At 57.6% G+C, this 24,881-nt stretch carries 25 protein-coding genes; 22 read left to right on the top strand and 3 right to left on the bottom strand.

Annotated features, from left to right (window positions below; genetic code table 11):
* Positions 1-52 precede the first annotated feature (52 nt).
* Positions 53-1,267 (bottom strand): MFS transporter, encoded by a 1,215-nt coding sequence (locus ACKLKD_RS17200; protein WP_087805416.1) that lies wholly within the window; start codon positions 1,265-1,267, stop codon positions 53-55.
* A 16-nt stretch (positions 1,268-1,283) separates the two neighbouring features.
* Here ACKLKD_RS17200 and ACKLKD_RS17205 point away from each other — a divergent pair, with 16 nt between their 5' ends.
* Positions 1,284-2,312, top strand: a complete 1,029-nt coding sequence (locus tag ACKLKD_RS17205; RefSeq protein ID WP_165931816.1) for a LysR family transcriptional regulator — start codon at positions 1,284-1,286, stop codon at positions 2,310-2,312.
* A 38-nt stretch (positions 2,313-2,350) separates the two neighbouring features.
* Here the strand turns inward: ACKLKD_RS17205 and rne are convergent, their stop codons facing one another.
* A complete protein-coding gene (gene rne / locus ACKLKD_RS17210; RefSeq protein WP_080897955.1) occupies positions 2,351-5,566 on the bottom strand; it encodes a ribonuclease E in 3,216 nt (1,071 codons plus the stop codon).
* Positions 5,567-6,265: 699 nt separating this feature from the next.
* Between rne and rluC the strand changes: the two genes are divergently transcribed.
* Entirely contained in the window at positions 6,266-7,219 is a 954-nt protein-coding gene (rluC, locus tag ACKLKD_RS17215) for a 23S rRNA pseudouridine(955/2504/2580) synthase RluC (RefSeq protein WP_012542245.1), read from the top strand.
* Between the two features lie 34 nt (positions 7,220-7,253).
* Here rluC and ACKLKD_RS17220 read toward each other — a convergent pair whose 3' ends face one another.
* Entirely contained in the window at positions 7,254-7,838 is a 585-nt protein-coding gene (locus tag ACKLKD_RS17220) for a Maf family protein (protein ID WP_025712395.1), read from the bottom strand.
* Positions 7,839-7,979: 141 nt separating this feature from the next.
* Here ACKLKD_RS17220 and yceD point away from each other — a divergent pair, with 141 nt between their 5' ends.
* From yceD to ycfP, 20 genes are all read left to right on the top strand, one after another.
* Complete coding sequence (gene yceD / locus ACKLKD_RS17225) at positions 7,980-8,501, top strand: 23S rRNA accumulation protein YceD (RefSeq protein ID WP_025712394.1); 522 nt, start codon at positions 7,980-7,982, stop codon at positions 8,499-8,501.
* Positions 8,502-8,517: 16 nt separating this feature from the next.
* The gene (gene rpmF / locus ACKLKD_RS17230; RefSeq protein ID WP_000290724.1) at positions 8,518-8,691 is read left to right on the top strand and encodes a 50S ribosomal protein L32; all 174 of its coding nucleotides are present in this window, start codon (positions 8,518-8,520) and stop codon (positions 8,689-8,691) included.
* Positions 8,692-8,894: 203 nt separating this feature from the next.
* A complete protein-coding gene (plsX, locus tag ACKLKD_RS17235; RefSeq protein WP_201758029.1) occupies positions 8,895-9,992 on the top strand; it encodes a phosphate acyltransferase PlsX in 1,098 nt (365 codons plus the stop codon).
* A 53-nt stretch (positions 9,993-10,045) separates the two neighbouring features.
* On the top strand, positions 10,046-10,999 hold the full coding sequence (locus tag ACKLKD_RS17240; protein WP_087805418.1) for a beta-ketoacyl-ACP synthase III: 954 nt from the start codon (positions 10,046-10,048) through the stop codon (positions 10,997-10,999).
* A 15-nt stretch (positions 11,000-11,014) separates the two neighbouring features.
* Positions 11,015-11,944: an ACP S-malonyltransferase gene (gene fabD, locus ACKLKD_RS17245; protein WP_025712391.1), complete on the top strand. Its 930-nt coding sequence runs from the start codon at positions 11,015-11,017 to the stop codon at positions 11,942-11,944.
* 12 nt (positions 11,945-11,956) lie between these two features.
* The gene (gene fabG / locus ACKLKD_RS17250; RefSeq protein ID WP_025712390.1) at positions 11,957-12,691 is read left to right on the top strand and encodes a 3-oxoacyl-ACP reductase FabG; all 735 of its coding nucleotides are present in this window, start codon (positions 11,957-11,959) and stop codon (positions 12,689-12,691) included.
* A gap of 210 nt (positions 12,692-12,901) precedes the next feature.
* Positions 12,902-13,138: an acyl carrier protein gene (gene acpP, locus ACKLKD_RS17255; protein WP_000103754.1), complete on the top strand. Its 237-nt coding sequence runs from the start codon at positions 12,902-12,904 to the stop codon at positions 13,136-13,138.
* 89 nt (positions 13,139-13,227) lie between these two features.
* Positions 13,228-14,469, top strand: a complete 1,242-nt coding sequence (fabF, locus tag ACKLKD_RS17260; protein ID WP_012542241.1) for a beta-ketoacyl-ACP synthase II — start codon at positions 13,228-13,230, stop codon at positions 14,467-14,469.
* A gap of 125 nt (positions 14,470-14,594) precedes the next feature.
* Positions 14,595-15,404, top strand: coding sequence for an aminodeoxychorismate lyase (gene pabC, locus ACKLKD_RS17265; protein WP_025712389.1), 810 nt, complete (start codon positions 14,595-14,597; stop codon positions 15,402-15,404).
* 1 nt (position 15,405) lies between these two features.
* Entirely contained in the window at positions 15,406-16,428 is a 1,023-nt protein-coding gene (gene yceG, locus ACKLKD_RS17270) for a cell division protein YceG (protein WP_080897954.1), read from the top strand.
* Positions 16,418-17,059 carry a dTMP kinase gene (tmk, locus tag ACKLKD_RS17275; protein ID WP_087805420.1) on the top strand — a complete coding sequence of 214 codons (642 nt, stop codon included), beginning with the start codon at positions 16,418-16,420 and terminating at the stop codon, positions 17,057-17,059. Before yceG ends, tmk begins: the two co-directional genes overlap by 11 nt.
* A complete protein-coding gene (gene holB, locus ACKLKD_RS17280) occupies positions 17,056-18,060 on the top strand; it encodes a DNA polymerase III subunit delta' (protein WP_087805422.1) in 1,005 nt (334 codons plus the stop codon). The genes tmk and holB overlap by 4 nt, the downstream gene beginning before the upstream one ends.
* Positions 18,061-18,070: 10 nt before the next feature.
* The gene (locus tag ACKLKD_RS17285) at positions 18,071-18,865 is read left to right on the top strand and encodes a metal-dependent hydrolase (protein WP_087805424.1); all 795 of its coding nucleotides are present in this window, start codon (positions 18,071-18,073) and stop codon (positions 18,863-18,865) included.
* A gap of 296 nt (positions 18,866-19,161) precedes the next feature.
* A complete protein-coding gene (ptsG, locus tag ACKLKD_RS17290; RefSeq protein WP_008805993.1) occupies positions 19,162-20,595 on the top strand; it encodes a PTS glucose transporter subunit IIBC in 1,434 nt (477 codons plus the stop codon).
* Between the two features lie 261 nt (positions 20,596-20,856).
* Positions 20,857-21,213: a purine nucleoside phosphoramidase gene (hinT, locus tag ACKLKD_RS17295; RefSeq protein ID WP_025712386.1), complete on the top strand. Its 357-nt coding sequence runs from the start codon at positions 20,857-20,859 to the stop codon at positions 21,211-21,213.
* Positions 21,214-21,217: 4 nt separating this feature from the next.
* Positions 21,218-21,592 carry a YcfL family protein gene (locus ACKLKD_RS17300; protein ID WP_025712385.1) on the top strand — a complete coding sequence of 125 codons (375 nt, stop codon included), beginning with the start codon at positions 21,218-21,220 and terminating at the stop codon, positions 21,590-21,592.
* A gap of 21 nt (positions 21,593-21,613) precedes the next feature.
* Entirely contained in the window at positions 21,614-22,252 is a 639-nt protein-coding gene (gene lpoB, locus ACKLKD_RS17305; RefSeq protein ID WP_165931877.1) for a penicillin-binding protein activator LpoB, read from the top strand.
* Entirely contained in the window at positions 22,233-23,060 is an 828-nt protein-coding gene (thiK, locus tag ACKLKD_RS17310) for a thiamine kinase (protein ID WP_025712383.1), read from the top strand. Before lpoB ends, thiK begins: the two co-directional genes overlap by 20 nt.
* A 23-nt stretch (positions 23,061-23,083) precedes the next feature.
* On the top strand, positions 23,084-24,094 hold the full coding sequence (gene nagZ, locus ACKLKD_RS17315) for a beta-N-acetylhexosaminidase (RefSeq protein WP_165931814.1): 1,011 nt from the start codon (positions 23,084-23,086) through the stop codon (positions 24,092-24,094).
* 35 nt (positions 24,095-24,129) lie between these two features.
* Positions 24,130-24,672 carry an alpha/beta hydrolase YcfP gene (gene ycfP / locus ACKLKD_RS17320; protein WP_002900775.1) on the top strand — a complete coding sequence of 181 codons (543 nt, stop codon included), beginning with the start codon at positions 24,130-24,132 and terminating at the stop codon, positions 24,670-24,672.
* The last annotated feature ends 209 nt before the right edge of the window (positions 24,673-24,881 follow it).

Consider the following 24,881-nt stretch of genomic DNA (forward strand, 5'->3'; position numbering starts at 1 on the left):
CGATTATGCGGGAAAAATTAAACCCGCGTCGCCTGAGGCGACGCGGGTTTAATTATGACGTGCTGCGTTCGGCAGCGACGATACGGGCATTCTCCAGCAGGCGGATCGCCAGGGCGATTGCCCCACTGACGACGGCCAGCGTGATTACCCCGTTCCAGCCGGCCAGCACGTACAGCTTGCTGCCCAGCACCGACCCCAGCGACATACCGATAAAGACCACGGTAAACAGCAGGGCGTTCAGACGTCCACGGGCCTGCGGCTCCAGGCCATAAACCAGGTTCTGATGCGCCACCAGGCTTGACTGCAGACCAAGGTCGAAGCCAATAGCCGACAGGGCAATCAGCGCCAGCTGGCCATGCAGAGGCAGCAGTGGCAGCATAAACATCAGGGCGAAGGAGAGGGTGACCAGCGCCGCGCCCATCTGAGTGACTTTACCTGCGCCAAACTTATCGGCCAGCCCACCAGCCAGCGGTGCGGCCAGCGCCCCGGCGGCCCCGGCGATGCCAAACCCCCCGGCCACCGCGCTTCCCATGTGATAGTGTTCGGAAAGCATCACCGCCAGCGTCGACCAGAAAGCGCTAAAGGCGATGGAGAGCGCGCCCTGAGCCAGCGCAGCGCGGCGTAACGCCGGGTAACGGCGCCACAGATGCGCCATCGAGGCCATCAGCTGCGGATAACTTAGCGTCGAGTGAATGGCGAAACGCGGCAGGACCCGCCACATCACCAGGCCAATCAGTGCAACGCTGACTGCCGCTGCCTGATACATCACCCGCCAGCCGAATACGGCGCCCACCACGCCGCTGACCGTCCGTGAGAGCAGGATCCCCAGCAGCAGCCCGGTCATCACCGTGCCCACCATTTTTCCCTGCTTGCCCGCGGGGGCGAGGATCGCTGCCGCCGGGACGATATCCTGCGCCATGGTCGCCGCCATACCGATCAACAGACTGACAACCAGCAGGGAACTGAGCTGGCCGGTGAGGCTGCACAGGAGCAGCAGGATCGCCAGTAGCGCGCTTTTCACCAGAATCAGCCGGCGGCGGTCGTGGCGGTCACCGAGGGGAAGCAGGAACAGAATGCCGAGCGCGTAGCCGGCCTGCGTCAGGGTAGGGACCAGACCCATTCCTTCCACCGTCAGATGAAGGTTAGCGCCCATCAGCGGCAGCAGCGGTTGCGCGTAGTAAATCGAGGCGACGCTAAAGCCAGCGCCGAGCGCGAGAATGAAGATAATCCAGCCCGCGTCGCGGGTGGAAAGGGAAGTCGGTGTCATGATCAATACCTCTTAGATGCGATGGCGCTATTTTTCCCTGAATGCGGCTGGTGCGGTAGCCAGGCTGGTGGTAAAACGGTTATACGTAGCACGTATAGGCAAAAGAAAAATGAAAAGACAGGAGCGTATAGACCGCATTGAGCTGATGCGCACCTATATTCGTATTATAGAGGCCGGTTCACTCTCCGCCGCCGCGGGGCAGATGGATACCACCCAGGCGACCGTCAGCCGCCGTCTGCAGTCCCTTGAAAGTCTGCTGGGGGTGAAGCTTATCCTGCGTACCACCCATGCGATGAAGCTCACTGACGATGGTGAACGCTGTTATCGTCACGCCCGTCAGGTGGTGGATGCCTGGCTGGCGCTGGAGGATGACCTGCGTATTGCCGACGATCGGCCGGTGGGCGTGCTGCGGGTCCGGGCGCCCCACGCTTTTGGCCAGCAGCAACTGCTGGAACCGCTGGTGGCATTTCTGCAGCGTCATCCGCAGCTGTCGGTAGAGTGGATGCTGAACGATAATACCGTCGACTTTCTCAGCGATAATATCGACTGCGCCATCCGCGTGGGTGCGGAGGTGGATCCAGCCACGGTATCCGTGCTGTTGGCGGAAGTGCCGCGCTGCGTGGTGGCTTCCCCGGAACTGCTGGCGAAGTTCCCGCCCTTATCCACGCTGGATGATTTATCCGCTCTGCCGTGGATCGCCATCAACACCTTTTATCAGCATGAGGTGAGACTCCGGCATCAGAAAAGTGGGCAAATTGTCTCCACGGCGATAACGCCCTGTCTGAGCACTGACAGCCTGTACGTCGCGCGCAATACCGCGTTGGCAGGGCTGGGGGTGGCGATGGTGTCCAGCTGGGCGGTGACGGAGGATCTCGCCGCCGGAAGGTTGACAGAGCTATTCCCGCAGTGGCGCCCCGCCTCGCTACCGGTGCATCTGGTTTACCCCTGGGCGCGCTATTACCCAACCCGACTGCGTAAATTCCTCGATCTGATGCGGGAGATCATGCCGGACCTCGCCGGGATGCAGCCTCCGCAAAGCGCATAAAAAAAACCGGCCAGAGGCCGGTTTTTTATGGAGCACGCTTACTCGACGGGCTGTGGCCGGGTCGGTTCAGCGGTCGCGGTATGGGTCGCGCTATGACCACCGGCGGCGCCTTTACCGTCAAAGGCGAACGGCGGGCGCACCCAGCTGCTGTGGCGCGGCGCTTCCGGAACGTAGTCCGGCGCTGGCGCGCGGGTCATCGGCGCAGTGGCATGGCGATGACTCGCCACGACAACCGGCTGACTCACCGGGGCTTCGGCTTTTACCGGCTCGACAGGTGCTGTGTCGACGACCGGCGCTTCCACGACGGTTTTTGCCGCCGGCGCGATGACGTCGACTGGCGCTTCAACCACTGGCGCTTCAACTACCGGCGCCGTTTGCACCACTTCAGGTTCGACCGTTACCGGTTCGGCGTCGATCGTCACTGGCGCGATGGCCACAGGCTCTTCCACCACCGGGGCTTCGGTCACCGGCTCCTGCAGCGCTGGCTCGACGGCTGCTGGCTCGACAACGTCCGCAGTATCAACCACCACCGGTTCGGCGGCGACGACCGGCTCGACAACCACTGGCTCAGCGGTTACCGGCTCCATGGTGTTCGGTTCGACGGTCACTGGCGCAGCGGTAACGGTTTCAACGGCGGCAACCGGGGCCGCCACGGTTTCCGCGACGCTGGTGTCCTGAACCTCTTCCGGTTGCTGATCCTGCGGACGGACCACCGGGTAACGGATCCAGACTTTACCAGAAGCCATTTCCGGCGATGCACAGGCGACGGTCAGCGGCATCGGCGACTGCGTCGGATAGCGTTCGTCACGATAGCGACGACGACGCTGACCGCTTACGCGCAGATGACGCGGGGAGCGACGTGAACGACGCGGCATACCGTTAGCTTCACGGGATTCGCCATTTTCGTCGTGGTCAGCCACGTTTTCCACTACCGCTGGCAGTTCGGCTTTCACCGGCTCGCTGCGCGGAGCGACCACTTCAGCCACAACGGCTTCTGGCACGCTCTCGACAGCCTGTTCAGCAACGGCCGACTCAATGCGCACTTTCTGGGCCAGCTGGCGCGGTTTACGACGCGGCAGGGTCTGCACACGTTCTTCCTGCTCTGTCTCCTGCGCAACTGGCTCTTCGCGAGTTTGCGCTTTGGCTTCCTGCTGCGCCTGACGTTTGTCGTCATTGCGGCGGCGAGTGCGTTCGCGACGTGGCTGCTGTTCGTCACGGGATTTCGCTTTCTCGGCGTCGTCGCCTGCGGTCTGGCGAACGTCACGGGTTTCCACGTTCTGTGGCTGTTTTTCGCGACGGTTACGACGATTCTCTTCACGTGATTCGCGCGGCTCACGGCCTTCGTTATTCTCAGCCCGGGCGTCGCGGTTATCTCGATTATCGCGGTTGTCACGACGATCGTTGCGATCGCGGCGGTTGCTGGTACGCGGTTTACGGCGCTCCTGCTGACGCTCCGGTTTTTCTTCCGCTTTCTTTTCGACCTGAACTTCAGCCGGTTTGGTCTCTTCGGCGCCAGAGAAAATATTTTTCAGCGCGCTGAAGAAGCGAGAGAGCAATCCAGGCTGTGCCGGTGCGGCTGCCGCGACCGGTGCCGCTGCGGCGACAGGCGCGGCAGCAGGCTCTTCCGGCATCGGGGCCGGCGGCGCGTCAGGCATGACAAAGGCGGCCAGAGCAGGCTGTTCCGGACGTTTACGCTCTGCCGGTTCGTCTTCGCCAGGCAGCGCCATCTCTTCTTCATGCAGTTTCGGCAGCAGATAGCTCAGCGTTGAGGTTTCTTCACCTTTACGCACGCGCAGAACGGAGTAATGCGGCGTCTGCATTTCATCGTTTGGCACAATAATGACGCGTACATCGCCCTGACGGGATTCGATGGCGCTCACCGCGGCACGTTTTTCGTTCAGCAGATAAGAGGCGATCGGCACCGGCACGATGGCATGAACTTCTTTGGTGTTCTCTTTCAGCGCTTCTTCTTCAATCAGACGCAGAATAGAGAGCGACAGCGACTCGTTGTCACGCACGGTACCGGTACCGGAGCAGCGCGGGCAGACGTGATGGCTGGACTCGCCCAGCGATGGGCTCAGGCGCTGACGGGACATCTCCAGCAGACCAAAACGGGAGATATGGCTGATTTGAATGCGCGCGCGGTCCTGGCGAACGGCTTCACGCAGGCGGTTTTCCACCGCACGCTGATGGCGAACCGGCGTCATATCGATGAAGTCGATAACGATCAGGCCGCCGAGGTCGCGCAGACGCAGCTGGCGGGCAATCTCATCAGCCGCTTCAAGGTTGGTATTAAACGCCGTCTCTTCGATATCGCCGCCGCGGGTGGCGCGGGCGGAGTTGATATCGATCGCGGTCAGCGCTTCGGTGCTGTCGATAACGATAGACCCGCCGGACGGCAGGCGCACTTCACGCTGGAAGGCGGACTCAATTTGCGATTCAATCTGATAATGGCTGAACAGCGGGATTTCACCGGTGTACAGTTTGATTTTGCTGCTGAAATCCGGACGACCCAGCGCGGCGATATGCTGGCGGGCCAGCTCGAGCACTTTCGGGTTATCGATCAGGATTTCGCCGATGTCCTGGCGCAGATAGTCGCGGAAAGCACGAACAATGACGTTACTTTCCTGGTGGATCAGGAACGGGGCAGGGCGGCTTTCAGCGGCTTTCTGGATGGCTTCCCAGTGCTTCAGGCGGAAGCTCAGGTCCCACTGCAGCGCTTCGGCTGATTTGCCGACGCCTGCGGTGCGCACGATAAGCCCCATGCCGTCCGGCAGCTCAAGGCTCGCCAGCGCTTCTTTCAGTTCGGTGCGATCGTCACCCTCAATACGACGGGAAATTCCCCCGGCGCGCGGGTTGTTCGGCATCAGGACCAGATAGCTGCCTGCCAGGCTGATAAAGGTAGTGAGCGCCGCGCCTTTGTTGCCGCGTTCTTCTTTATCAATCTGCACGATAACTTCCTGACCTTCACGCAGGACGTCTTTAATATTAGGACGGCCATGCGCATTGTAATTGGCGGGGAAGTATTCGCGGGCGATTTCTTTGAGGGGGAGGAAACCATGACGCTCGGCGCCGTAATCGACAAACGCGGCTTCAAGGCTGGGTTCAATGCGGGTGATCTTGCCTTTGTAGATGTTCGCTTTTTTCTGTTCGTGCCCGGGGCTTTCGATATCCAGGTCGTACAGGCGCTGCCCATCAACAAGGGCGACGCGCAACTCTTCCTGCTGAGTTGCGTTGATTAACATTCTTTTCATCGTAACTTACTCATTATTCTTACATTGACGACTAAGCTGCGGGCAGAGTAATGCCTTTCCGGGGGAAAACCGATGGCCTCGTGTCTGGTTCACGTCGCCAACCTCACGGTTGTCGCGCGCTTAAGAGGCGCAGAGTGTCGGTCGCCTGTGTTTCAAACGGAAACACAGCGCAATTATTCAGGGGAACAGCCTGGGATGTATCACCAGAGAATATTCCATTTATACTCGTCGTCTTTCGCGTTGCAGGCGTGATGGCTTAACCTGCTCACCTCGATCTGAGGATCCAGATGAGCTCCCGGGAGTCCCGGAGTTGACGCCTTCCTGCGACTAGAAATCCATAGAGCCTGTACCGGTAAGGACTGCAACCCGCAGCCCGCTAACTGTCTGAAAGATCACAACGTCTTACGCCATTGCTGCGTGGGCGATCGGTCAGACAAAATTGGTCATTCCGCTAATGTCTTGTTCTAACAAGAGGCAATACGGAAAACGGTCTCATTATTCCATTGCTAACCTTGTTATAGCAAGTTGACTTTCACCTTTTATCACCCGGTTACTCACAGTTTTATCACCTGCCCATACAGATTGTTCTAATAACAAACAAAATGGCGGTCAGGTAAACCGTGAAAACAGGATAATGATAAATATAAGCATATAAAAATGAGTGGCGCTAATGCGTCCGGCTATTTAGAATCGCGCACCATGAAAACTGAGACCCCAACCGTAAAAATGGTTGCCATTGCTGCTGATGAAGCGGGGCAACGTATCGATAACTTTTTGCGTACCCAATTGAAAGGTGTACCGAAGAGCATGATTTATCGCATCCTGCGTAAAGGCGAGGTGCGGGTAAACAAAAAGCGCGTGAAGCCAGAGTATAAGCTGGAAGCAGGCGATGAAGTCCGTATCCCACCGGTGCGCGTGGCGGAGCGTGAAGAAGAGGCGGTATCGCCGCATCTGCAGAAAGTAGCGGCGCTCTCTGAGGTGATCCTCTATGAAGACGATCATATTCTGGTGCTCAACAAACCTTCCGGTACTGCGGTACACGGCGGCAGCGGCCTGAGCTTTGGCGTGATCGAAGGGCTGCGCGCGCTGCGCCCGGAGGCACGTTTCCTTGAACTGGTGCATCGGCTCGACCGGGATACCTCCGGTGTACTGCTGGTAGCGAAGAAGCGCTCAGCGCTGCGCTCGCTGCACGAGCAACTGCGCGATAAAGGTATGCAAAAAGACTACCTGGCGCTGGTGCGCGGCCAGTGGCAGTCGCATACCAAAGTGGTGCAGGCCCCGCTGTTGAAGAACATCCTGCAGAGTGGGGAGCGGATCGTCCGCGTCAGTCAGGAAGGCAAGCCGTCAGAGACGCGCTTTAAAGTGGAAGAGCGTTACGAATTCGCCACGCTGGTGCGCTGCAGTCCGGTCACCGGGCGGACGCATCAGATCCGCGTTCATACCCAGTATGCCGGCCATCCTATCGCTTTTGACGATCGCTATGGCGACCGCGAATTCGACAAGCAGCTCTCCGGTACCGGCTTAAACCGCCTGTTCCTGCACGCGGCGGCGCTGAAGTTTACCCACCCGGGAAGCGGGGAGGTGATGCGCGTTGAGGCGCCGCTGGATAACCAGTTGAAGCACTGCTTACAGGTGCTGCGCAAGAGCAAATAAGCACAACGGCGGATTAATTTCCGCCGTTTTAGATTTAGCGTAACAGCGGATTATTATTCTCGCGACGCAGCATCTGACACAACGCGATTAACGGTAAACCGACCAGAGTGTTCGGGTCGCGGCCTTCCAGTCTTTCGAACAACGTTATCCCTAACCCCTCGCTCTTGAAACTCCCGGCGCACTGCAGCGGGTTCTCTTTGCGCACATAGTGTTCAATCTCTTTATCGCTGAGATGGCGAAAGTGAACGTCAAAGGGCTCGCATTCGGTTTGCAGATGGCCGGTGGCGGAGTTGTACAGCGCCAGACCAGTGTAAAAAGTGACGATGGTCCCGCTGGCTTTTCTCAGCTGCTTACGGGCGTTTTCCTCGGTGTGCGGTTTGCCGGTGATCGCACCGTCTAATACGCAAACCTGATCGGATCCTATAATAAGGTGATGGGGATAGCGGGTGGCCAGACTTTGCGCTTTAGCCTGTGCCAGTCGGGCGACAAGCTGACGCGCGGATTCTTCCGGCAGCGGCGTTTCGTCAACGTCAGGCGCGGCACATTCAAATGGCAGACCCAGTTTTTCCAGCAGCATGCGCCGCCAGGGAGAGGTTGACGCCAGGATAAGTTCAGACATATTTTTTCATCCACATATAGCGCTTCGCAGAGCATCATCTTAAACTATGCGCCGCAATGTGTGCGAATAAATGGCAAAAGGCAACCTGAGGCTGCCTTTTTCTTTGACTCTATGACATTACAAAGTTAATATGCGCGCCCTATGCAAAAGGTAAAATTACCCCTGACTCTTGATCCGGTCCGCACGGCTCAAAAACGCCTTGATTACGAAGGCATCTATGCCGGCGATCAGGTTGAACGTGTAGCCGATTCTGTAGTCAGCGTGGACAGCGATGTGGAATGCAGCATGTCGTTCGCTATCGATAACCAGCGTCTCGCCGTCATCACTGGCGATGCAAAGGTGACGGTAACCCTCGAATGCCAGCGTTGCGGGAAACCGTTCTCTCATCACGTCCACACCACGTATTGTTTTAGCCCCGTCAGAAATGACGAACAGGCCGAAGCACTACCGGAAGCGTATGAGCCGATTGAGGTTAACGAATTCGGTGAAATCGACCTGCAGGCAATGGTCGAGGATGAAATTATCCTCTCCCTGCCCGTAGTTCCGGTGCATGATTCTGAACACTGTGAAGTGTCCGACGCGGACATGGTCTTTGGCGAACTGCCTGAAGAGGCACAAAAACCAAACCCATTTGCCGTATTAGCCAGCTTAAAGCGTAAGTAATTGAGGAGTAAGGTCCATGGCCGTACAACAGAATAAACCAACCCGTTCCAAACGTGGCATGCGTCGTTCCCATGACGCGCTGACCGCAGTCACCAGCCTGTCTGTAGACAAAACTTCTGGTGAGAAACACCTGCGTCACCACATCACTGCCGACGGTTTCTACCGCGGTCGCAAGGTTATCGCTAAGTAATCACGCGATACTCGCAGGATTTCCCGTTGCAGACCATGACGGGCGTGTGCGTCCCTGGAGATTCGGTTAATCCGGTCATCAGGGGCATCAATGCCCGAATTGTTGCGTCTGCAGCGTGAACATTCGCGGGTGCCAGCGTGATGAAGCTTAGTGAGGACTCCCCGGGTAACTGGGGAATCACCGAACCGGGCAGCGACGATACCTTGACACGTCTAACCCTGGCGTTAGATGTCATGGGGGGCGATTTTGGCCCATCCGTGACAGTGCCTGCAGCACTGCAGGCACTGAACTCTAATTCGCAACTCACACTTCTTTTAGTCGGCGATCCCGACGCCATCACGCCATTACTCGCCAAAGCTGACTTCGAACAACGTTCGCGTCTGCAGGTTATTCCTGCGCAGTCAGTTATTGCCAGTGATGCGCGACCCGCACAGGCTATCCGCAGTAGTCGCGGAAGCTCAATGCGCGTGGCGCTGGAGCTTGTGAAAGAAGGGCGGGCGCAAGCCTGCGTCAGCGCCGGTAACACCGGCGCGCTGATGGGCCTGGCGAAGCTGCTGCTCAAGCCGATAGAAGGTATTGAGCGTCCGGCGCTGGTGACGGTCCTGCCTCACCAGCAGAAGGGCAAAACCGTGGTGTTGGATCTCGGCGCCAACGTCGATTGCGACAGCACGATGTTGGTGCAGTTTGCCGTGATGGGCGCGGTGCTGGCGGAAGAAGTGCTCGGCATAGCCAGCCCCCGTGTCGCCTTGCTGAATATTGGCGAAGAAGAGATGAAAGGTCTCAGCAGCATTCGCGATGCTGCCGCAGTGCTCAAAACGCTGCCTTCCCTCAACTACATCGGCTATCTTGAAGCCAATGAATTGTTGACCGGAAAAACCGATGTGCTGGTTTGTGATGGATTCACGGGCAATGTCACATTAAAAACCATGGAAGGTGTTGTCAGAATGTTCCTTTCGCTGCTGAAATCTCAGGGAGAGGGCAAAAAACGGTCGTGGTGGCTGCTGTTACTAAAACGTTGGTTACAAAAAAGCCTGGCGAGGCGATTCAGTCACCTCAACCCCGACCAGTATAATGGCGCCTGTCTGTTAGGATTGCGCGGTTCCGTGATCAAGAGTCATGGTGCTGCCAATCAACGCGCCTTTAGCGTCGCGATAGAGCAGGCAGTGCAGGCGGTGCAGCGGCAAATTCCTCAACGGATCGCCGCGCGCCTGGAATCTTTATACCCAGCTGGTTTCGAGCTGCCGGAAAGCGACAGTGACCTGAACGCCCGACAGCAAAGCGGGACGAATGGCCATCATTGACGCCCGGCAAGTTGAACGAGGCGGGTATATCACCCAAGAGTGACTGAGCGTACATGTATACGAAGATTATTGGTACCGGCAGCTATCTGCCCGAGCAAGTGCGTACAAACGCCGACCTGGAAAATATGGTAGAGACCTCTGACGAGTGGATTGTCACCCGCACAGGTATCCGTGAGCGTCGTATTGCCGCAGCGCATGAAACAGTTGCTACGATGGGCTTTGAAGCCGCAAAGCAGGCGCTGGCGATGGCGGGCGTGTCCGCGGAGCAAATTGGTCTGATTATTGTTGCGACCACCTCCGGCACGCACGCGTTTCCGAGTTCGGCATGCCAGATCCAGTCAATGCTGGGCGTTAAAGGTTGCCCGGCGTTTGATGTCGCCGCCGCCTGTGCGGGTTTCACTTACGCGCTGAGCGTGGCCGATCAGTACGTGAAAAACGGCGCGGTTGATTATGCGTTGGTTGTCGGCGCCGATGTGCTGGCGCGTACCTGCGATCCAAGCGATCGCGGCACGATTATTATTTTCGGCGACGGCGCGGGTGCAGTGGTGCTGGGCGCCTCCGAAGAGCCGGGAATTATTTCAACGCATCTGCATGCCGACGGCAGCTATGGCGAACTGCTGACCCTGCCGAACGCCGATCGCGTCGATCCGGAAAATCCGATCTATCTGACGATGGCCGGCAACGAAGTGTTCAAAGTGGCGGTCACCGAGCTGGCGCACATTGTTGATGAGACGCTGGCGGCGAATAATCTTGAGCGTTCGGCGCTGGACTGGCTGGTACCGCATCAGGCAAACCTGCGGATCATCAGTGCGACAGCGAAAAAACTGGGCATGTCGATGGATAACGTCGTCGTGACGCTTGACCGTCACGGTAACACCTCCGCGGCGTCAGTTCCTTGCGCGCTGGATGAGGCCGTTCGCGATGGCCGTATTCAACGTGGTCAACTGATTCTGCTGGAAGCCTTTGGTGGTGGTTTCACCTGGGGTTCCGCGCTGGTTCGTTTTTAGTATAAGGATTTAAACATGACGCAATTTGCTTTTGTGTTCCCGGGACAGGGTTCTCAGGCCGTAGGTATGCTGGCCGATATGGCGGCGACCTGGCCGGTGATTGAAGAGACCTTCGGTGAAGCTTCCGCAGCGTTGGGTTACGATCTGTGGGCGCTGGTTCAGCAGGGGCCGGCAGAAGAGCTGAATAAAACCTGGCAGACCCAGCCGGCGCTGCTGACCGCCTCTGTGGCGCTGTATCGTGTCTGGCAGCAGCAGGGCGGCAAAGCGCCGGCGCTGCTGGCGGGGCACAGCCTCGGCGAATACTCCGCGCTGGTTTGCGCAGGCGTTATCGATTTCGCTGATGCCGTTCGCCTGGTTGAACTGCGCGGGAAATTCATGCAGGAGGCCGTACCGGAAGGTACCGGCGCCATGTCCGCGATTATCGGTCTGGACGACGCTTCTATCGCCAAAGCCTGTGAAGAGTCTGCCGAAGGGCAGGTCGTTTCTCCGGTGAACTACAATTCGCCTGGCCAGGTGGTTATCGCCGGGCACAAAGAGGCCGTTGAACGTGCGGGTGCTGCCTGTAAAGCCGCTGGTGCCAAGCGCGCACTGCCGCTGCCGGTGAGCGTGCCGTCCCACTGCGCGCTGATGAAGCCAGCCGCAGAAAAACTGGCGGTAGAGCTGCAGAAAATCACCTTCAACGCGCCGACGATTCCTGTCGTGAATAACGTCGACGTGAAGTGCGAAACCGCGCCCGACGCCATTCGCGACGCGCTGGTGCGCCAGCTGTACAGCCCGGTTCAATGGACTAAAACCGTTGAGTTGATGGCTGCCGAGGGCGTAACGCACCTGTATGAGGTTGGCCCGGGTAAAGTCCTCACCGGCCTGACCAAACGTATTGTTGACACCCTGACCGCTTCCGCGCTTAACGAGCCGGCGGCGATGTCTGCGGCGCTTGAGCAATAAAAGAGGAAAACCATGAGTTTTGAAGGAAAAATCGCGCTGGTTACCGGTGCAAGCCGCGGTATTGGCCGTGCAATCGCTGAAACGCTCGCCGCCCGCGGCGCGAAAGTTATCGGTACTGCGACCAGCGAAAGCGGCGCGCAGGCCATCAGCGACTATTTAGGCGCCAACGGTAAAGGTCTGATGTTGAATGTGACCGACCCGGCATCTATTGAATCTGTTCTGGAAAATGTTCGCGCAGAGTTTGGCGAAGTTGATATCCTGGTGAATAATGCCGGGATCACTCGTGACAACCTGTTAATGCGCATGAAAGATGACGAGTGGAACGATATTATCGAAACCAACCTGTCATCGGTTTTCCGTCTGTCAAAAGCGGTAATGCGCGCTATGATGAAAAAGCGTCATGGACGTATTATCACTATCGGTTCTGTGGTTGGTACCATGGGAAATGCGGGTCAGGCTAACTACGCTGCGGCGAAAGCGGGTCTGATCGGCTTCAGTAAATCACTGGCACGTGAAGTTGCGTCCCGCGGTATTACTGTAAACGTTGTTGCTCCGGGCTTTATTGAAACGGACATGACGCGTGCGCTGACCGATGAGCAGCGTGCGGGTACGCTGGCGGCAGTTCCTGCGGGGCGCCTTGGCACCCCAAATGAAATCGCCAGCGCGGTTGCATTTTTAGCCTCTGACGAAGCAAGTTACATCACTGGTGAAACGCTGCACGTCAACGGCGGAATGTACATGGTCTGACCGAGATTTGTGCAAAACGTTCAGGAACCGCGCACCTCGCACGGTTTCATGTGCGGTTTTGTGCGAAAAGATTTGCGTTCTTAGGGCAAACGGCCTCAAAATAGCGCAAAATCGTGGTAAGACCTGCCGGGATTTAGTTGCAAATTTTTCAACATTTTATACACTACGAAAACCATCGCGAAAGCGAGTTTTGATAGGAAATTTAAGAGTATGAGCACTATCGAAGAACGCGTTAAGAAAATTATCGGCGAGCAGCTGGGCGTTAAGCAGGAAGAAGTTACCAACAATGCTTCCTTCGTTGAAGACCTGGGCGCTGATTCTCTTGACACCGTTGAGCTGGTAATGGCTCTGGAAGAAGAGTTTGATACTGAGATTCCGGACGAAGAAGCTGAGAAAATCACCACCGTTCAGGCTGCCATTGATTACATCAACGGCCACCAGGCGTAAGTGAACATCTCCAGGCGGTCATTCGACCGCCTGAGTTTTATCTTTTTTTTGTCCCACAAGAATCTATTTTCCCTCCCTGGAGGACAAACGTGTCTAAGCGTCGTGTAGTTGTGACCGGACTGGGCATGTTGTCTCCTGTCGGCAATACCGTAGAGTCTACCTGGAAAGCTCTCCTTGCCGGTCAGAGTGGCATCAGCCTGATCGACCATTTCGATACTAGCGCCTATGCAACGAAATTTGCTGGCTTAGTAAAGGATTTTAACTGTGATGACATTATCTCGCGCAAAGAGCAGCGCAAGATGGATGCCTTCATTCAATATGGAATTGTCGCTGGCGTTCAGGCCATGCAGGATTCTGGCCTTGAAGTGACGGAAGAGAATGCAACCCGTATTGGCGCCGCTATCGGCTCTGGTATTGGCGGCCTCGGCTTGATCGAAGAAAACCACAGTTCGCTGGTCAACGGCGGACCGCGTAAGATCAGCCCATTCTTCGTTCCCTCCACAATTGTTAACATGGTGGCCGGGCATCTGACCATCATGTTTGGTCTGCGTGGGCCAAGTATCTCTATCGCGACCGCATGTACTTCTGGTGTGCACAACATCGGCCAGGCCGCGCGCATCATCGCCTATGGCGATGCCGATGCGATGGTGGCAGGCGGTGCGGAGAAAGCCAGTACCCCGCTTGGCGTGGGCGGCTTTGGCGCAGCGCGTGCGCTCTCCACGCGCAATGACAACCCGCAGGCGGCGAGCCGTCCGTGGGATAAAGATCGCGATGGCTTTGTGCTGGGCGACGGCGCGGGCATGGTGGTGCTGGAAGAGTACGAGCATGCGAAAAAACGCGGCGCGAAAATTTACGCTGAGATCGTCGGCTTTGGTATGAGCAGCGATGCTTACCATATGACGTCTCCGCCGGAAGATGGCGCTGGCGCCGCGCTGGCGATGGTGAATGCCATTCGCGATGCGGGCATCGAACCGGGCCAGATCGGCTACGTCAACGCCCACGGCACCTCGACGCCGGCTGGCGATAAAGCAGAAGCGCAGGCCGTTAAGTCAGTCTTCGGTGATGCGGCGAGCCGCGTCATGGTGAGCTCCACCAAATCCATGACCGGGCATCTGCTGGGCGCGGCAGGGGCGGTAGAATCGATCTACTCTATCCTGGCGCTGCGCGATCAGGCGGTTCCGCCGACGATCAACCTCGACAACCCGGATGAGGGCTGCGATCTCGACTTCGTTCCGCACGAAGCGCGTCAGGTTTCCGGTATGGAGTACACTCTGTGCAACTCCTTCGGCTTTGGCGGCACTAACGGTTCGTTGATCTTCAAAAAAGTGTGACAGGGCTTGCCCCGGTACTGCTTTAACAAAAGGCCCGTTTGTCGGGCCTTTTTTATTCAGTTTTCTCCGCTTGTCCTCTGCCCTGGGTCCTGAGACACTCACTGACCAGTGAAAAGGAGTCCTTTATGTTGTTGATAAATGGCGTTGAACAGGACACGCTGGCGGCGAACGATCGCGCCACCCAGTTTGGCGACGGCTGTTTTACCACCGCCCGCATCCAGCACGGGCTGGTTGTGCTACTGGATGCCCATCTGCAGCGTTTGCAGACGACCTGCGAAAAATTACGCATCCCGTTTGATGACTGGCTGACGTTGAGCGATGAGATGCAGCGTCTGGCGCGGCCGCATGCGCAGGGTGTGTTGAAAGTGACCCTCACTCGCGGCGTCGGGGGGAGGGGATACAGCACGGCAGGCTGCCTGTCGCCGACGCGTATTCTCAGCGTCTCTCCGTTCCCGGCACATTATGCGCGCTGGCGGGAAGAGGGTATTACCCTGACCCAGAGCCCGGTGCCTCTGGGCCGCAACCCCTGGCTGGCTGGGCTGAAGCATCTTAATCGCCTTGAGCAGGTGCTGATCCGCTCTCATCTTGAACAGACGGACGCCGATGAGGCGCTGGTTCTTGACAGTGACGGGTGGCTTACGGAATGCTGTGCCGCGAATTTATTCTGGCGTCAGGGACAGGTTGTGTTTACTCCGCGACTCGATTACGCCGGGGTCAACGGTATTATGCGCCAGCGCTGTATCGCGCAGCTGGCACCATCGACGTTTCGCGTTGTCGAAGTGACAGCGCGTCCTGAAGCATTGCGGGAAGCCGATGAAGTGCTGATCTGCAATGCGCTGATGCCGCTGGTGCCGGTTCGTCGCTGGGACGAGACCGTCTGGTCCTCGCGCGAGCTTTACCATTTTTTAGCCCCTTTGTGTGAGCTGTCTGGTTAGTATGAAGAAAATGTTACGTTTTATTCTGCTGTTAGTGGTGGTGTTGGGCATCGCCGCGGCGGCAGGCATGTGGAAAGTACGCCAGCTGGCGGACAGCAAACTGCTGATCAAAGAAGAGACCATCTTCACCCTGGAGGCCGGCACCGGTCGTCTGGCGCTGGGCCAGGATCTTTATCGCGAGAAAGTGATCAATCGCCCGCGTGTTTTCCAGTGGCTGCTGCGGGTAGAGCCTGAGCTGTCTCACTTCAAAGCCGGGACCTATCGCTTCACGCCGCAGATGACGGTGCGCGAGATGCTGCAGCTGCTGGCCAGCGGTAAAGAGGCGCAGTTTCCGCTGCGCTTTGTCGAAGGCATGCGCGTCAGCGACTACCTTCGCCAGCTGCGTGACGCCCCGTACGTAAAGCACACTCTCGATGACGATAGCTACGCGACAGTGGCTAAGGCGTTAGGGCTTGAGCATGCCGACTGGGTGGAGGGCTGGTTCTGGCCGGATACCTGGATGTACACCGCCAATACCAGCGATATCGCCATCCTCAAGCGCGCGCATCAGAAAATGGTCACCGAGGTGGCGAAGATCTGGGAGGGGCGGATGGATAATCTGCCTTATGCCGATCAGAATCAGCTGCTGACGATGGCTTCGATTATTGAAAAAGAGACCGCAGTGGCGGAAGAGCGCGACCGCGTCGCCTCGGTGTTTATTAACCGCCTGCGCATCGGTATGCGCTTACAGACCGATCCGACCGTGATCTACGGGATGGGCGAGGGGTATACTGGTAAGTTAACGCGTAAGGATCTGGAAACGCCGACCGCATACAATACTTATACCATCAGCGGCCTGCCGCCCGGCCCTATCGCGGTGCCGGGTGAGGCGTCGCTGAAGGCGGCCGCCCATCCGGCGAAAACGCCCTACCTTTATTTTGTCGCCGACGGGAAAGGGGGCCATACGTTTACCACAAACCTGGTCAGCCATAACCGCGCGGTGCAGGACTATCTGAAAGTACTTAAGGAAAAAAATGCGCAGTAACTATATCGTCATCGAGGGGCTGGAGGGCGCCGGGAAGACCACCGCACGTCAACTGGTGGTGGAGACGCTGCAGTCGGCAGGTATTCACGATATGGTGTTTACCCGCGAGCCGGGGGGCACCATCCTTGCCGAAAAACTGCGTAGCCTGGTGCTGGATATCCAGTCCACAGGCGATGAAGTCATTAACGATAAAGCAGAAGTGCTGATGTTTTACGCGGCACGTGTCCAGCTGGTGGAGACCGTGATTAAGCCCGCGCTGGCCCGCGGCCAGTGGGTGATCGGCGATCGCCACGATCTGTCGACTCAGGCTTATCAGGGCGGCGGCCGCGGGATTGACCGCACGATGCTGGCGACGCTGCGCGATGCGGTACTCGGCGATTTCCGCCCCAATCTGACGCTGTACCTCGACGTCACGCCGGAAGTGGGGCTGCAGCGCGCCCGGGCGCGCGGCGAGCTTGATCGCATTGAGCAGGAGTCGATGAACTTCTTTAATCGCACCCGCGCGCGCTACCTTGAGCTGGCCGCTGCAGACCCGTCGATCCGCACCGTTGACGCGACCCAGCCGCTCGAGGCTGTCGCTCACGACATTCGCGCCACGATCGCCCAGTGGATGGCGGAGCAGCCGGCATGAAATGGTATCCGTGGCTGCGCCCAGCGTTCGAGCAACTGGTCGGTAGCTATCAGGCCGGACAAGGCCACCACGCCTTACTGTTACAGTCCCTGAGCGGGATGGGCGGCGAGGCGTTAATTTACGCGCTGTGCCGCTTCCTGATGTGCCGTCAGCCCGAAGGGCATAAAAGCTGTGGTCACTGCCACAGCTGCCAGCTGATGCAGGCCGGCACGCATCCGGATTACTATTCGCTGAGTCCCGAAAAAGGCAAGAGTGCGCTGGGTATTGACGCGGTGCGCGATGTCAACGAAAAACTCTATGAGCGCGCGCGCCTCGGCGGAGCGAAAGTGGTCTGGATTAGCGATGCCGCCTTGTTGACCGATGCTGCCGCCAACGCATTACTGAAAACCCTGGAAGAACCGCCGGAGAATACCTGGTTCTTCCTCGCCTGCGAGGAGCCGGCGCGTCTGCTGACCACCCTGCGCAGCCGCTGTCGACTGTACCATCTGGCGCCGCCTGCAGAATCTTATGCGCTGGCCTGGCTGGAGCGGGAAGTGAACCAGCCGCAGGAGGCGTTGCTGACGGCGTTACGTTTGTGCGCTGGCGCGCCGGCCGCGGCGCTCGAACTACTACAGGTGCCGCAGTGGACGGCGCGACAGCAGCTGTGTCAGGCGCTGTCGGCTACTCTGGCGAGCGGTGACTGGCTGGCGCTGCTGGCGATACTTAATCATGAACAGGCGGCAGTTCGCCTACACTGGCTGGCATCGCTGCTGGTCGATGCGCAAAAACGACAGCAGGGGATTGCCCTGGTAAGTAACCCGGACGTCTGGCCGCTGCTGGAGCAGCTGGCGCACAGCCTGCCGGCCGCCCGGCTGCAGGCGATCGCCCATGACGTCTGTACCTGCCGCGAGCAATTGCTGAACGTCGTCGGCGTCAACCGCGAACTGCTGCTCACCGAGCGCCTGCTGCGCTGGGAACATTACCTGCAACCCGGGACGGTTTTACCCGTCTCGCATCTCTGAGTGAGACATTATGTTTTTAGTCGACTCCCACTGCCATCTTGATGGTCTGGATTATCAAACTCTGCACAAAAACGTCGACGACGTGCTGGCAAAAGCGGCCGCGCGCGATGTGAAATTCTGCCTGGCGGTCGCCACAACATTGCCTGGCTACCGCAGTATGCGTGAGCTGGTGGGGACGCGTGACAACGTCGTCTTCTCTTGCGGCGTGCACCCGTTAAACCAGGATGAACCCTACGAAGTGGAGACCCTTCGCGCGCTGGCGGCAGAAGAGGGCGTTGTAGCGATGGGGGAGACCGGTCTGGATTATTTCTATACCCCGGAAACTAAAGCCCAGCAGCAAACCTCGTTTCGCGACCACATTCGCATCGGCCGTGAGCTGAATAAGCCGGTGATCGTCCACACTCGCGACGCGCGCGCCGACACCTTGGCGATTTTGCGCGAAGAAAAGGTGACGGATTGCGGTGGCGTACTACACTGTTTCACTGAAGACAGGGAGACCGCGGGTAAATTGCTCGACATGGGGTTCTATATTTCGTTTTCAGGTATCGTCACGTTCCGCAACGCCGAGCAGCTACGCGATGCGGCGCGCTATGTTCCGCTGGATCGCCTGCTGGTGGAGACAGACTCGCCGTACCTGGCGCCAGTCCCCCATCGCGGTAAAGAGAACCAGCCGGCGCTGGTGCGTGACGTTGCGGAATACATGGCGGTGCTGAAAGGCGTGTCGCTGGAGGAGCTGGCCCGGCAGACCACCGACAATTTTGCCACTTTGTTCCACATTGACCCCGCCCGCTTGCAACCTGCTTGATCTGCTTATTATTTTAAGGCTCGTAATTAATAGTCAAAGCGAGTAAAGTTCACCGCCACAAAAGTGGCGGTGAAAGTTTTTTTGCAACATCCAGATACAGTTTATGTAAGGTGATGTAAATTTTTACCGTAAGGCTGATTGAAACGTGATAGCCGTCAAACAATCATCCTGTTAATTATTTTACTCTGTGTAATAAATAAAGGGCGCTTAGATGTCCTGTCCACGGCGCGGTTCTCCCCCCGGGCCAATGCGTGAAAACGTAAAAAAGTACCAAATACTCAGGAGCACTCTCAATTATGTTTAAGAATGCATTTGCTAACCTGCAGAAGGTCGGTAAATCGCTGATGCTGCCGGTATCCGTACTGCCTATCGCAGGTATCCTGCTGGGCGTCGGTTCCGCAAACTTCAGCTGGCTGCCAGCCGTGGTCTCCCACGTTATGGCAGAAGCAGGCGGTTCAGTTTTCGCCAACATGCCGCTGATCTTCGCTATCGGTGTCGCCCTCGGCTTCACCAATAACGACGGTGTATCCGCACTGGCTGCAGTCGTAGCTTACGGCATCATGGTGAAAACCATGGCGGTTGTTGCGCCGCTGGTGCTGCATTTACCTGCTGAAGAGATTGCGGCAAAACACCTGGCTGATACCGGCGTGCTTGGCGGTATTATCTCCGGTGCTATCGCCGCGTACATGTTTAACCGCTTCTATCGCATTAAGTTGCCAGAATATCTCGGCTTCTTTGCGGGCAAGCGTTTTGTGCCGATTATCTCCGGTCTGGCCGCTATCTTTACCGGCGTGATCCTCTCCTTCATTTGGCCGCCGATCGGTTCCGCGATCCAGACCTTCTCCCAGTGGGCTGCTTATCAGAACCCGGTAGTGGCGTTTGGTATCTACGGTTTCATCGAGCGTTGCCTGGTGCCGTTTGGTCTGCATCATATCTGGAACGTTCCTTTCCAGATGCAGATCGGCGAATACACCAACGCGGCTGGTCAGGTGTTCCACGGCGATATCCCGCGTTACATGGCAGGCGACCCGACCGCGGGCAAACTGTCTGGCGGCTTCCTGTTCAAAATGTACGGTCTGCCGGCGGCGGCTATTGCGATTTGGCACTCTGCTAAACCGGAAAACCGCGCCAAAGTGGGCGGTATCATGATCTCTGCTGCGCTGACCTCGTTCCTGACCGGTATCACCGAACCGATCGAGTTCTCGTTCATGTTCGTGGCGCCGATCCTGTACGTTATCCACGCCATCCTGGCGGGTCTGGCGTTCCCGATCTGTATCCTGCTGGGTATGCGTGACGGTACATCGTTCTCTCACGGCCTGATCGACTTTATCGTGCTGTCCGGTAACAGCAGCAAGCTGTGGCTGTTCCCGATTGTCGGTATCTGCTATGCGATCGTGTACTACGTCATTTTCCGCGTGCTGATTAAAGCTCTGGATCTGAAAACACCGGGTCGTGAAGATACCACCGAAGAGAGCAAAGCTGGCGCAACCAGCGAGATGGCTCCGGCGCTGATTGCCGCTTTCGGCGGTAAAGAGAACATCACCAACCTCGACGCATGTATTACTCGTCTGCGTGTTAGCGTGGCGGATGTAGCGAAAGTTGACCAGGCTGGCCTGAAAAAACTGGGCGCCGCTGGCGTGGTAGTGGCAGGTTCTGGCGTACAGGCCATCTTCGGTACCAAGTCCGATAACCTGAAAACTGAAATGGATGAGTACATCCGTAACAGTTAAGACGTAGTATCGGGGAGACTAAGGCAGCCAAATGGCTGCCTTTTTTACGTCTACAGTCGGGGCTTTTCCAGGCGATAACCCTGAAAATTATCCGGCAAATGCTTATTCCCTCATCAGCTAAGTCTATAGTTGAATAAGAAAAAGTGCTTTCAGGTTGAAAGAGGGGGAGAATGTCGCTCATACTCTTATCTGAACCTGTGCGTCCGCGTTTATCTGCAGAAGCAGGCCAGCGTATGGGATTAAACTAATAAGGAATTAGTCATGGCAGAAGAAACGATTTTCAGCAAAATCATTCGCCGGGAAATCCCGTCGGATATTGTTTATCAGGACGATCTGGTGACCGCTTTTCGCGATATCTCTCCGCAGGCACCTACCCACATTCTGATTGTCCCGAATGTTCTGATTCCTACCGTAAATGACGTCACCACCGAACATGAACTGGCCCTGGGCCGGATGATGACCGTCGCGGCGAAGATTGCCCGCGATGAAGGTCTCGCCGACGATGGCTACCGGTTGATCGTCAACTGCAACCGCCACGGCGGCCAGGAAGTTTACCACATCCATATGCATCTGCTGGGCGGCCGTCCGCTGGGCCCGATGCTGGCGCACAAAGGCTAACGCCATGCTCAGGACCCTCTTGGGCGCGTGTCTGGCGGCGGGGCTGCTGGTCGGATGTAGTTCACATCCGGAGATTCCTGTGTCTGAGCAGCAGGCGCTGGTGATGGAATCGAGCGTACTGGCCGCCGGGATAAGCGCGAGCGAGCCCGCGGTCGTCGCGACGGAGATCCAGGCCACCGCCTCCTCAACGCTGTACAACGAGCGCCAGCAGCCGATCACCGTGCATTATCGTTTTTTCTGGTATGACGCCCGCGGACTCGAAATGCATCCTCTGGAGGCGCCGCGCACCATTGTGGTTCCGGCTCGCTCTTCCGTGACGTTGTACGGCAGCGCCAATATCCTGGGGGCGCATAAGGCCCGCCTTTATCTTTATCTGTAAGGGGTAATTATAATGATGAAAATGTGTCGCTATGCGTTAATCACAGCACTGGCGATATTCCTCGCAGGCTGTGCGGGGTTACGTGAGCAGCCGGCGCCGGTCGAAGAGGCCAAACCACAGCCGCAGCAGCCTGCGCAGCCGCAGCCAACGGTGCCGACCGTACCGGCGGTGCCATCCGTACCGTCGCAGCCGGGGCCGATTGAGCATCAGGATCAGCAGTCGGGTCAGCCAGCGCCGCGCGTGCGTCATTATGACTGGAACGGCGCGGTCCAGCCGCTGGTCGGGCAGATGCTGCAGGCGGGTGGGGTCAATGCGGGCAGTATTCTGCTGGTTGACAGCGTAAACAACCGCACCAACGGTTCGCTGAACGCCGGAGAGGCCACCACCGCGCTACGAAGTGCGCTGGCCGGTAACGGCAAATTTACCCTGGTGTCAGCGCAGCAGCTGTCGGTCGCCAAGCAACAGCTGGGCCTGTCGCCGCAGGATAGCCTTGGCAGCCGCAGCAAAGCCATGGGCATCGCCCGCAACGTAGGCGCGCAGTATGTGCTTTACTCTAATGCTACCGGCAACGTCAACGCGCCCGAGCTGAAGATGCAGCTGATGCTGGTGCAAACCGGCGAGATTATCTGGTCAGGTAAAGGTGCTGTTCAGCAACAATAAGCTGACGCGCGACGAACTCTTGTCGCGCTTCTTTCCCCGCTATCATCCTGTCGCCTCGCTGAGCCACCATGGCCTCAGCGGCGGCAGTATGATTATCAGCGACGGCGACTGTCGGCACGTGCTGCGCCAGCCGCACGATCCGTCTGCCGCTTCCTGTTATTTTCGCCGCCAGTATCATGTGCTGCGCCAACTGCCCGCCAGGCTGGCGCCAGCCCCGTTGTTTTATTCACCCTGCTGGATGGTGGTGGAGTATTGCGCGGGTGAGGTGAAAAGCGCGTTACCGGCCTCCCCGCAGCTGTCAGGCTTATTGTATGATTTGCATCAGCAACCACGGTTTGGCTGGCGTGTTAGCCTCATGCCGCTGCTGCTCCAGTACTGGCAGAGGTGCGATCCGGCACGGCGTACGCCGCGGTGGCTGCGCTGGCATCAGCGGCTGCGCCGTCGGGGAGAACCGCGTCCTCTGCGGCTGGCGCCGCTGCATATGGACATCCATGCCGGCAATATTATCCATAGCGAGTCCGGCCTGAGGCTGATCGACTGGGAATATGCCGGTGATGGCGATATCGCGCTGGAGCTGGCCGCGGTGTGGGTCACCCCTGACGAGCGCCGTCAGCTGGTGGCAGCGTATGCCCGGCGGGCCGCCATCGACGCGCAGCTGCTCTGGCGACAGGTTGCGCGCTGGCGTCCGTGGGTACTGCTGTTGATGGCAGGCTGGTATGAAATGCGCTGGCGGCAGAGCGGGGAGCGGCAATTTATCACGCTGGCAGATGAAACATGGTGTCAGTTAGACAACGAACGCAAAGGATAAGAGAGGTCAGTGTGGGCCCAGTGATGTTGGATGTCGAAGGGTATGAACTGGATGCGGAAGAGCGAGAGATTCTGGCGCATCCGCTGGTGGGAGGGTTGATCCTCTTTACCCGGAATTATCACGATCCGGCGCAGCTGCGGGAGCTGGTGCGCCAGATCCGCGACGCGTCCCGGAACCATCTGGTGGTGGCGGTCGATCAGGAAGGGGGGCGTGTTCAGCGTTTCCGTGAAGGCTTTACCCGTTTACCGGCGGCTCAGTCTTTTGCCGCCCTGCTGGGAATGGAAGAAGGGGGCAAGCTGGCGGCCGAGGCCGGCTGGCTGATGGCCAGCGAAATGATCGCCATGGATATCGATATCAGCTTTGCGCCGGTGCTGGACGTGGGTCACATTAGCGCCGCGATCGGCGAACGTTCTTATCACGAAGATCCGCAAAAAGCGCTGGCGATGGCGCGTCACTTTATTGACGGTATGCACGCCGCGGGCATGAAAACCACCGGCAAACACTTCCCGGGTCACGGGGCGGTGAACGCCGATTCACACAAAGAGACTCCGTTCGATCCGCGGCCGGCATCGGTTATTCGCGACCACGATATGGCAGTGTTCAAAAGCCTTATCGCCGAGCAGCGTCTGGATGCCATTATGCCGGCGCATGTGATTTACCCGGAGCTCGACCCGCGTCCGGCCAGCGGCTCAGCGTACTGGTTAAAAACGGTGCTGCGCGGCGAGCTGGGCTTCGACGGGGTGATTTTCTCCGACGACCTGTCGATGGAGGGGGCAGCGATCATGGGCAGCTATGCCGAACGCGGACAGGCGTCGCTCGACGCCGGTTGCGATATGATACTGGTCTGCAATAATCGTAAAGGCGCGGTCAGTGTGCTGGATAACCTGTCGCCGATCAAAGCAGAGCGTGTTACGAAATTGTATCATAAAGGTTCCTTTTCCCGTCAGGAGTTAAGGGATTCAGCCCGTTGGAAAACGGTGAGTGCCCAGCTGGAGCAGCTCCATGCGCGCTGGCAAGAGGCGAAGTCCGCGTAACGCTCTGCGGGGCGTTGTTGTATGGTGAGGATGCGATGATTATCTATTTACACGGTTTTGACTCGAACAGCCCCGGTAACCATGAGAAGGTGATGCAACTGCAGTTTATCGACCCGGACGTGCGGTTGATAAGCTACAGCACGCGGCATCCCAAGCACGACATGCAGCATTTGCTGAAAGAGGTCGATAAAATGCTGCAGCTTACCGCTGATGACCGGCCGCTGATCTGCGGTGTCGGGCTTGGCGGATACTGGGCGGAGCGGATTGGTTTTTTGTGTGATATTCGCCAGGCGGTGTTCAATCCTAACCTGTTTCCGCACGAGAACATGGAAGGCAAAATCGACCGCCCGGAAGAGTATGCTGACATCGCCACCAAGTGTGTGACTAACTTCCGCGAGAAGAATCGCGATCGCTGCCTGGTGGTGCTTTCCCGGCAGGACGAAGCGCTGGACAGCCAGCGTTCCGCTGACCTTCTGCACCATTATTATGAAATTATCTGGGATGAAGAGCAGACCCATAAGTTTAAAAATATCTCGCCGCACCTGCAGCGGCTGAAAGCGTTTAAAACCCTCGGTTAACCTTTTCCCCTGTTCCCAAACCCGCGCCGGGTTCTCCGCGCGGGTTTTTTCATGTCTACACTTATAGGTTTTCGCTGAAAAAATACGCGACAAAACTTGATGCACATCAATTTTGGTATGACCAATGCACCGTTCATGGTATTCTCGACGGTGCTGAATGGTTTCATTGACGTAACTTGTTGTTAAATAAAGGCTATTTAGATAACTTT

The sequence above is a fragment of the Klebsiella sp. 10982 genome (genome assembly GCF_048589245.1).
Taxonomy (GTDB): domain Bacteria; phylum Pseudomonadota; class Gammaproteobacteria; order Enterobacterales; family Enterobacteriaceae; genus Klebsiella; species Klebsiella quasivariicola.

Bases quoted from the DNA above. Each gene is read 5' to 3' on its own strand.
- yceG (WP_080897954.1), top strand. From the start codon at position 15,406: ATGAAGAAAATGTTACGTTTTATTCTGCTGTTAGTGGTGGTGTTGGGC.
- ACKLKD_RS17285 (WP_087805424.1), top strand. From the start codon at position 18,071: ATGTTTTTAGTCGACTCCCACTGCCATCTTGATGGTCTGGATTATCAA.
- hinT (WP_025712386.1), top strand. From the start codon at position 20,857: ATGGCAGAAGAAACGATTTTCAGCAAAATCATTCGCCGGGAAATCCCG.
- ACKLKD_RS17220 (WP_025712395.1), bottom strand. From the start codon at position 7,838: ATGTCTGAACTTATCCTGGCGTCAACCTCTCCCTGGCGGCGCATGCTG.
- tmk (WP_087805420.1), top strand. From the start codon at position 16,418: ATGCGCAGTAACTATATCGTCATCGAGGGGCTGGAGGGCGCCGGGAAG.
- ACKLKD_RS17200 (WP_087805416.1), bottom strand. From the start codon at position 1,267: ATGACACCGACTTCCCTTTCCACCCGCGACGCGGGCTGGATTATCTTC.
- holB (WP_087805422.1), top strand. From the start codon at position 17,056: ATGAAATGGTATCCGTGGCTGCGCCCAGCGTTCGAGCAACTGGTCGGT.
- ACKLKD_RS17300 (WP_025712385.1), top strand. From the start codon at position 21,218: ATGCTCAGGACCCTCTTGGGCGCGTGTCTGGCGGCGGGGCTGCTGGTC.
- ACKLKD_RS17205 (WP_165931816.1), top strand. From the start codon at position 1,284: ATGCGATGGCGCTATTTTTCCCTGAATGCGGCTGGTGCGGTAGCCAGG.
- ptsG (WP_008805993.1), top strand. From the start codon at position 19,162: ATGTTTAAGAATGCATTTGCTAACCTGCAGAAGGTCGGTAAATCGCTG.
- ycfP (WP_002900775.1), top strand. From the start codon at position 24,130: ATGATTATCTATTTACACGGTTTTGACTCGAACAGCCCCGGTAACCAT.
- yceD (WP_025712394.1), top strand. From the start codon at position 7,980: ATGCAAAAGGTAAAATTACCCCTGACTCTTGATCCGGTCCGCACGGCT.
- rpmF (WP_000290724.1), top strand. From the start codon at position 8,518: ATGGCCGTACAACAGAATAAACCAACCCGTTCCAAACGTGGCATGCGT.
- nagZ (WP_165931814.1), top strand. From the start codon at position 23,084: ATGTTGGATGTCGAAGGGTATGAACTGGATGCGGAAGAGCGAGAGATT.
- ACKLKD_RS17240 (WP_087805418.1), top strand. From the start codon at position 10,046: ATGTATACGAAGATTATTGGTACCGGCAGCTATCTGCCCGAGCAAGTG.
- fabG (WP_025712390.1), top strand. From the start codon at position 11,957: ATGAGTTTTGAAGGAAAAATCGCGCTGGTTACCGGTGCAAGCCGCGGT.
- rne (WP_080897955.1), bottom strand. From the start codon at position 5,566: ATGAAAAGAATGTTAATCAACGCAACTCAGCAGGAAGAGTTGCGCGTC.
- rluC (WP_012542245.1), top strand. From the start codon at position 6,266: ATGAAAACTGAGACCCCAACCGTAAAAATGGTTGCCATTGCTGCTGAT.
- acpP (WP_000103754.1), top strand. From the start codon at position 12,902: ATGAGCACTATCGAAGAACGCGTTAAGAAAATTATCGGCGAGCAGCTG.
- lpoB (WP_165931877.1), top strand. From the start codon at position 21,614: ATGTGTCGCTATGCGTTAATCACAGCACTGGCGATATTCCTCGCAGGC.
- fabD (WP_025712391.1), top strand. From the start codon at position 11,015: ATGACGCAATTTGCTTTTGTGTTCCCGGGACAGGGTTCTCAGGCCGTA.
- pabC (WP_025712389.1), top strand. From the start codon at position 14,595: ATGTTGTTGATAAATGGCGTTGAACAGGACACGCTGGCGGCGAACGAT.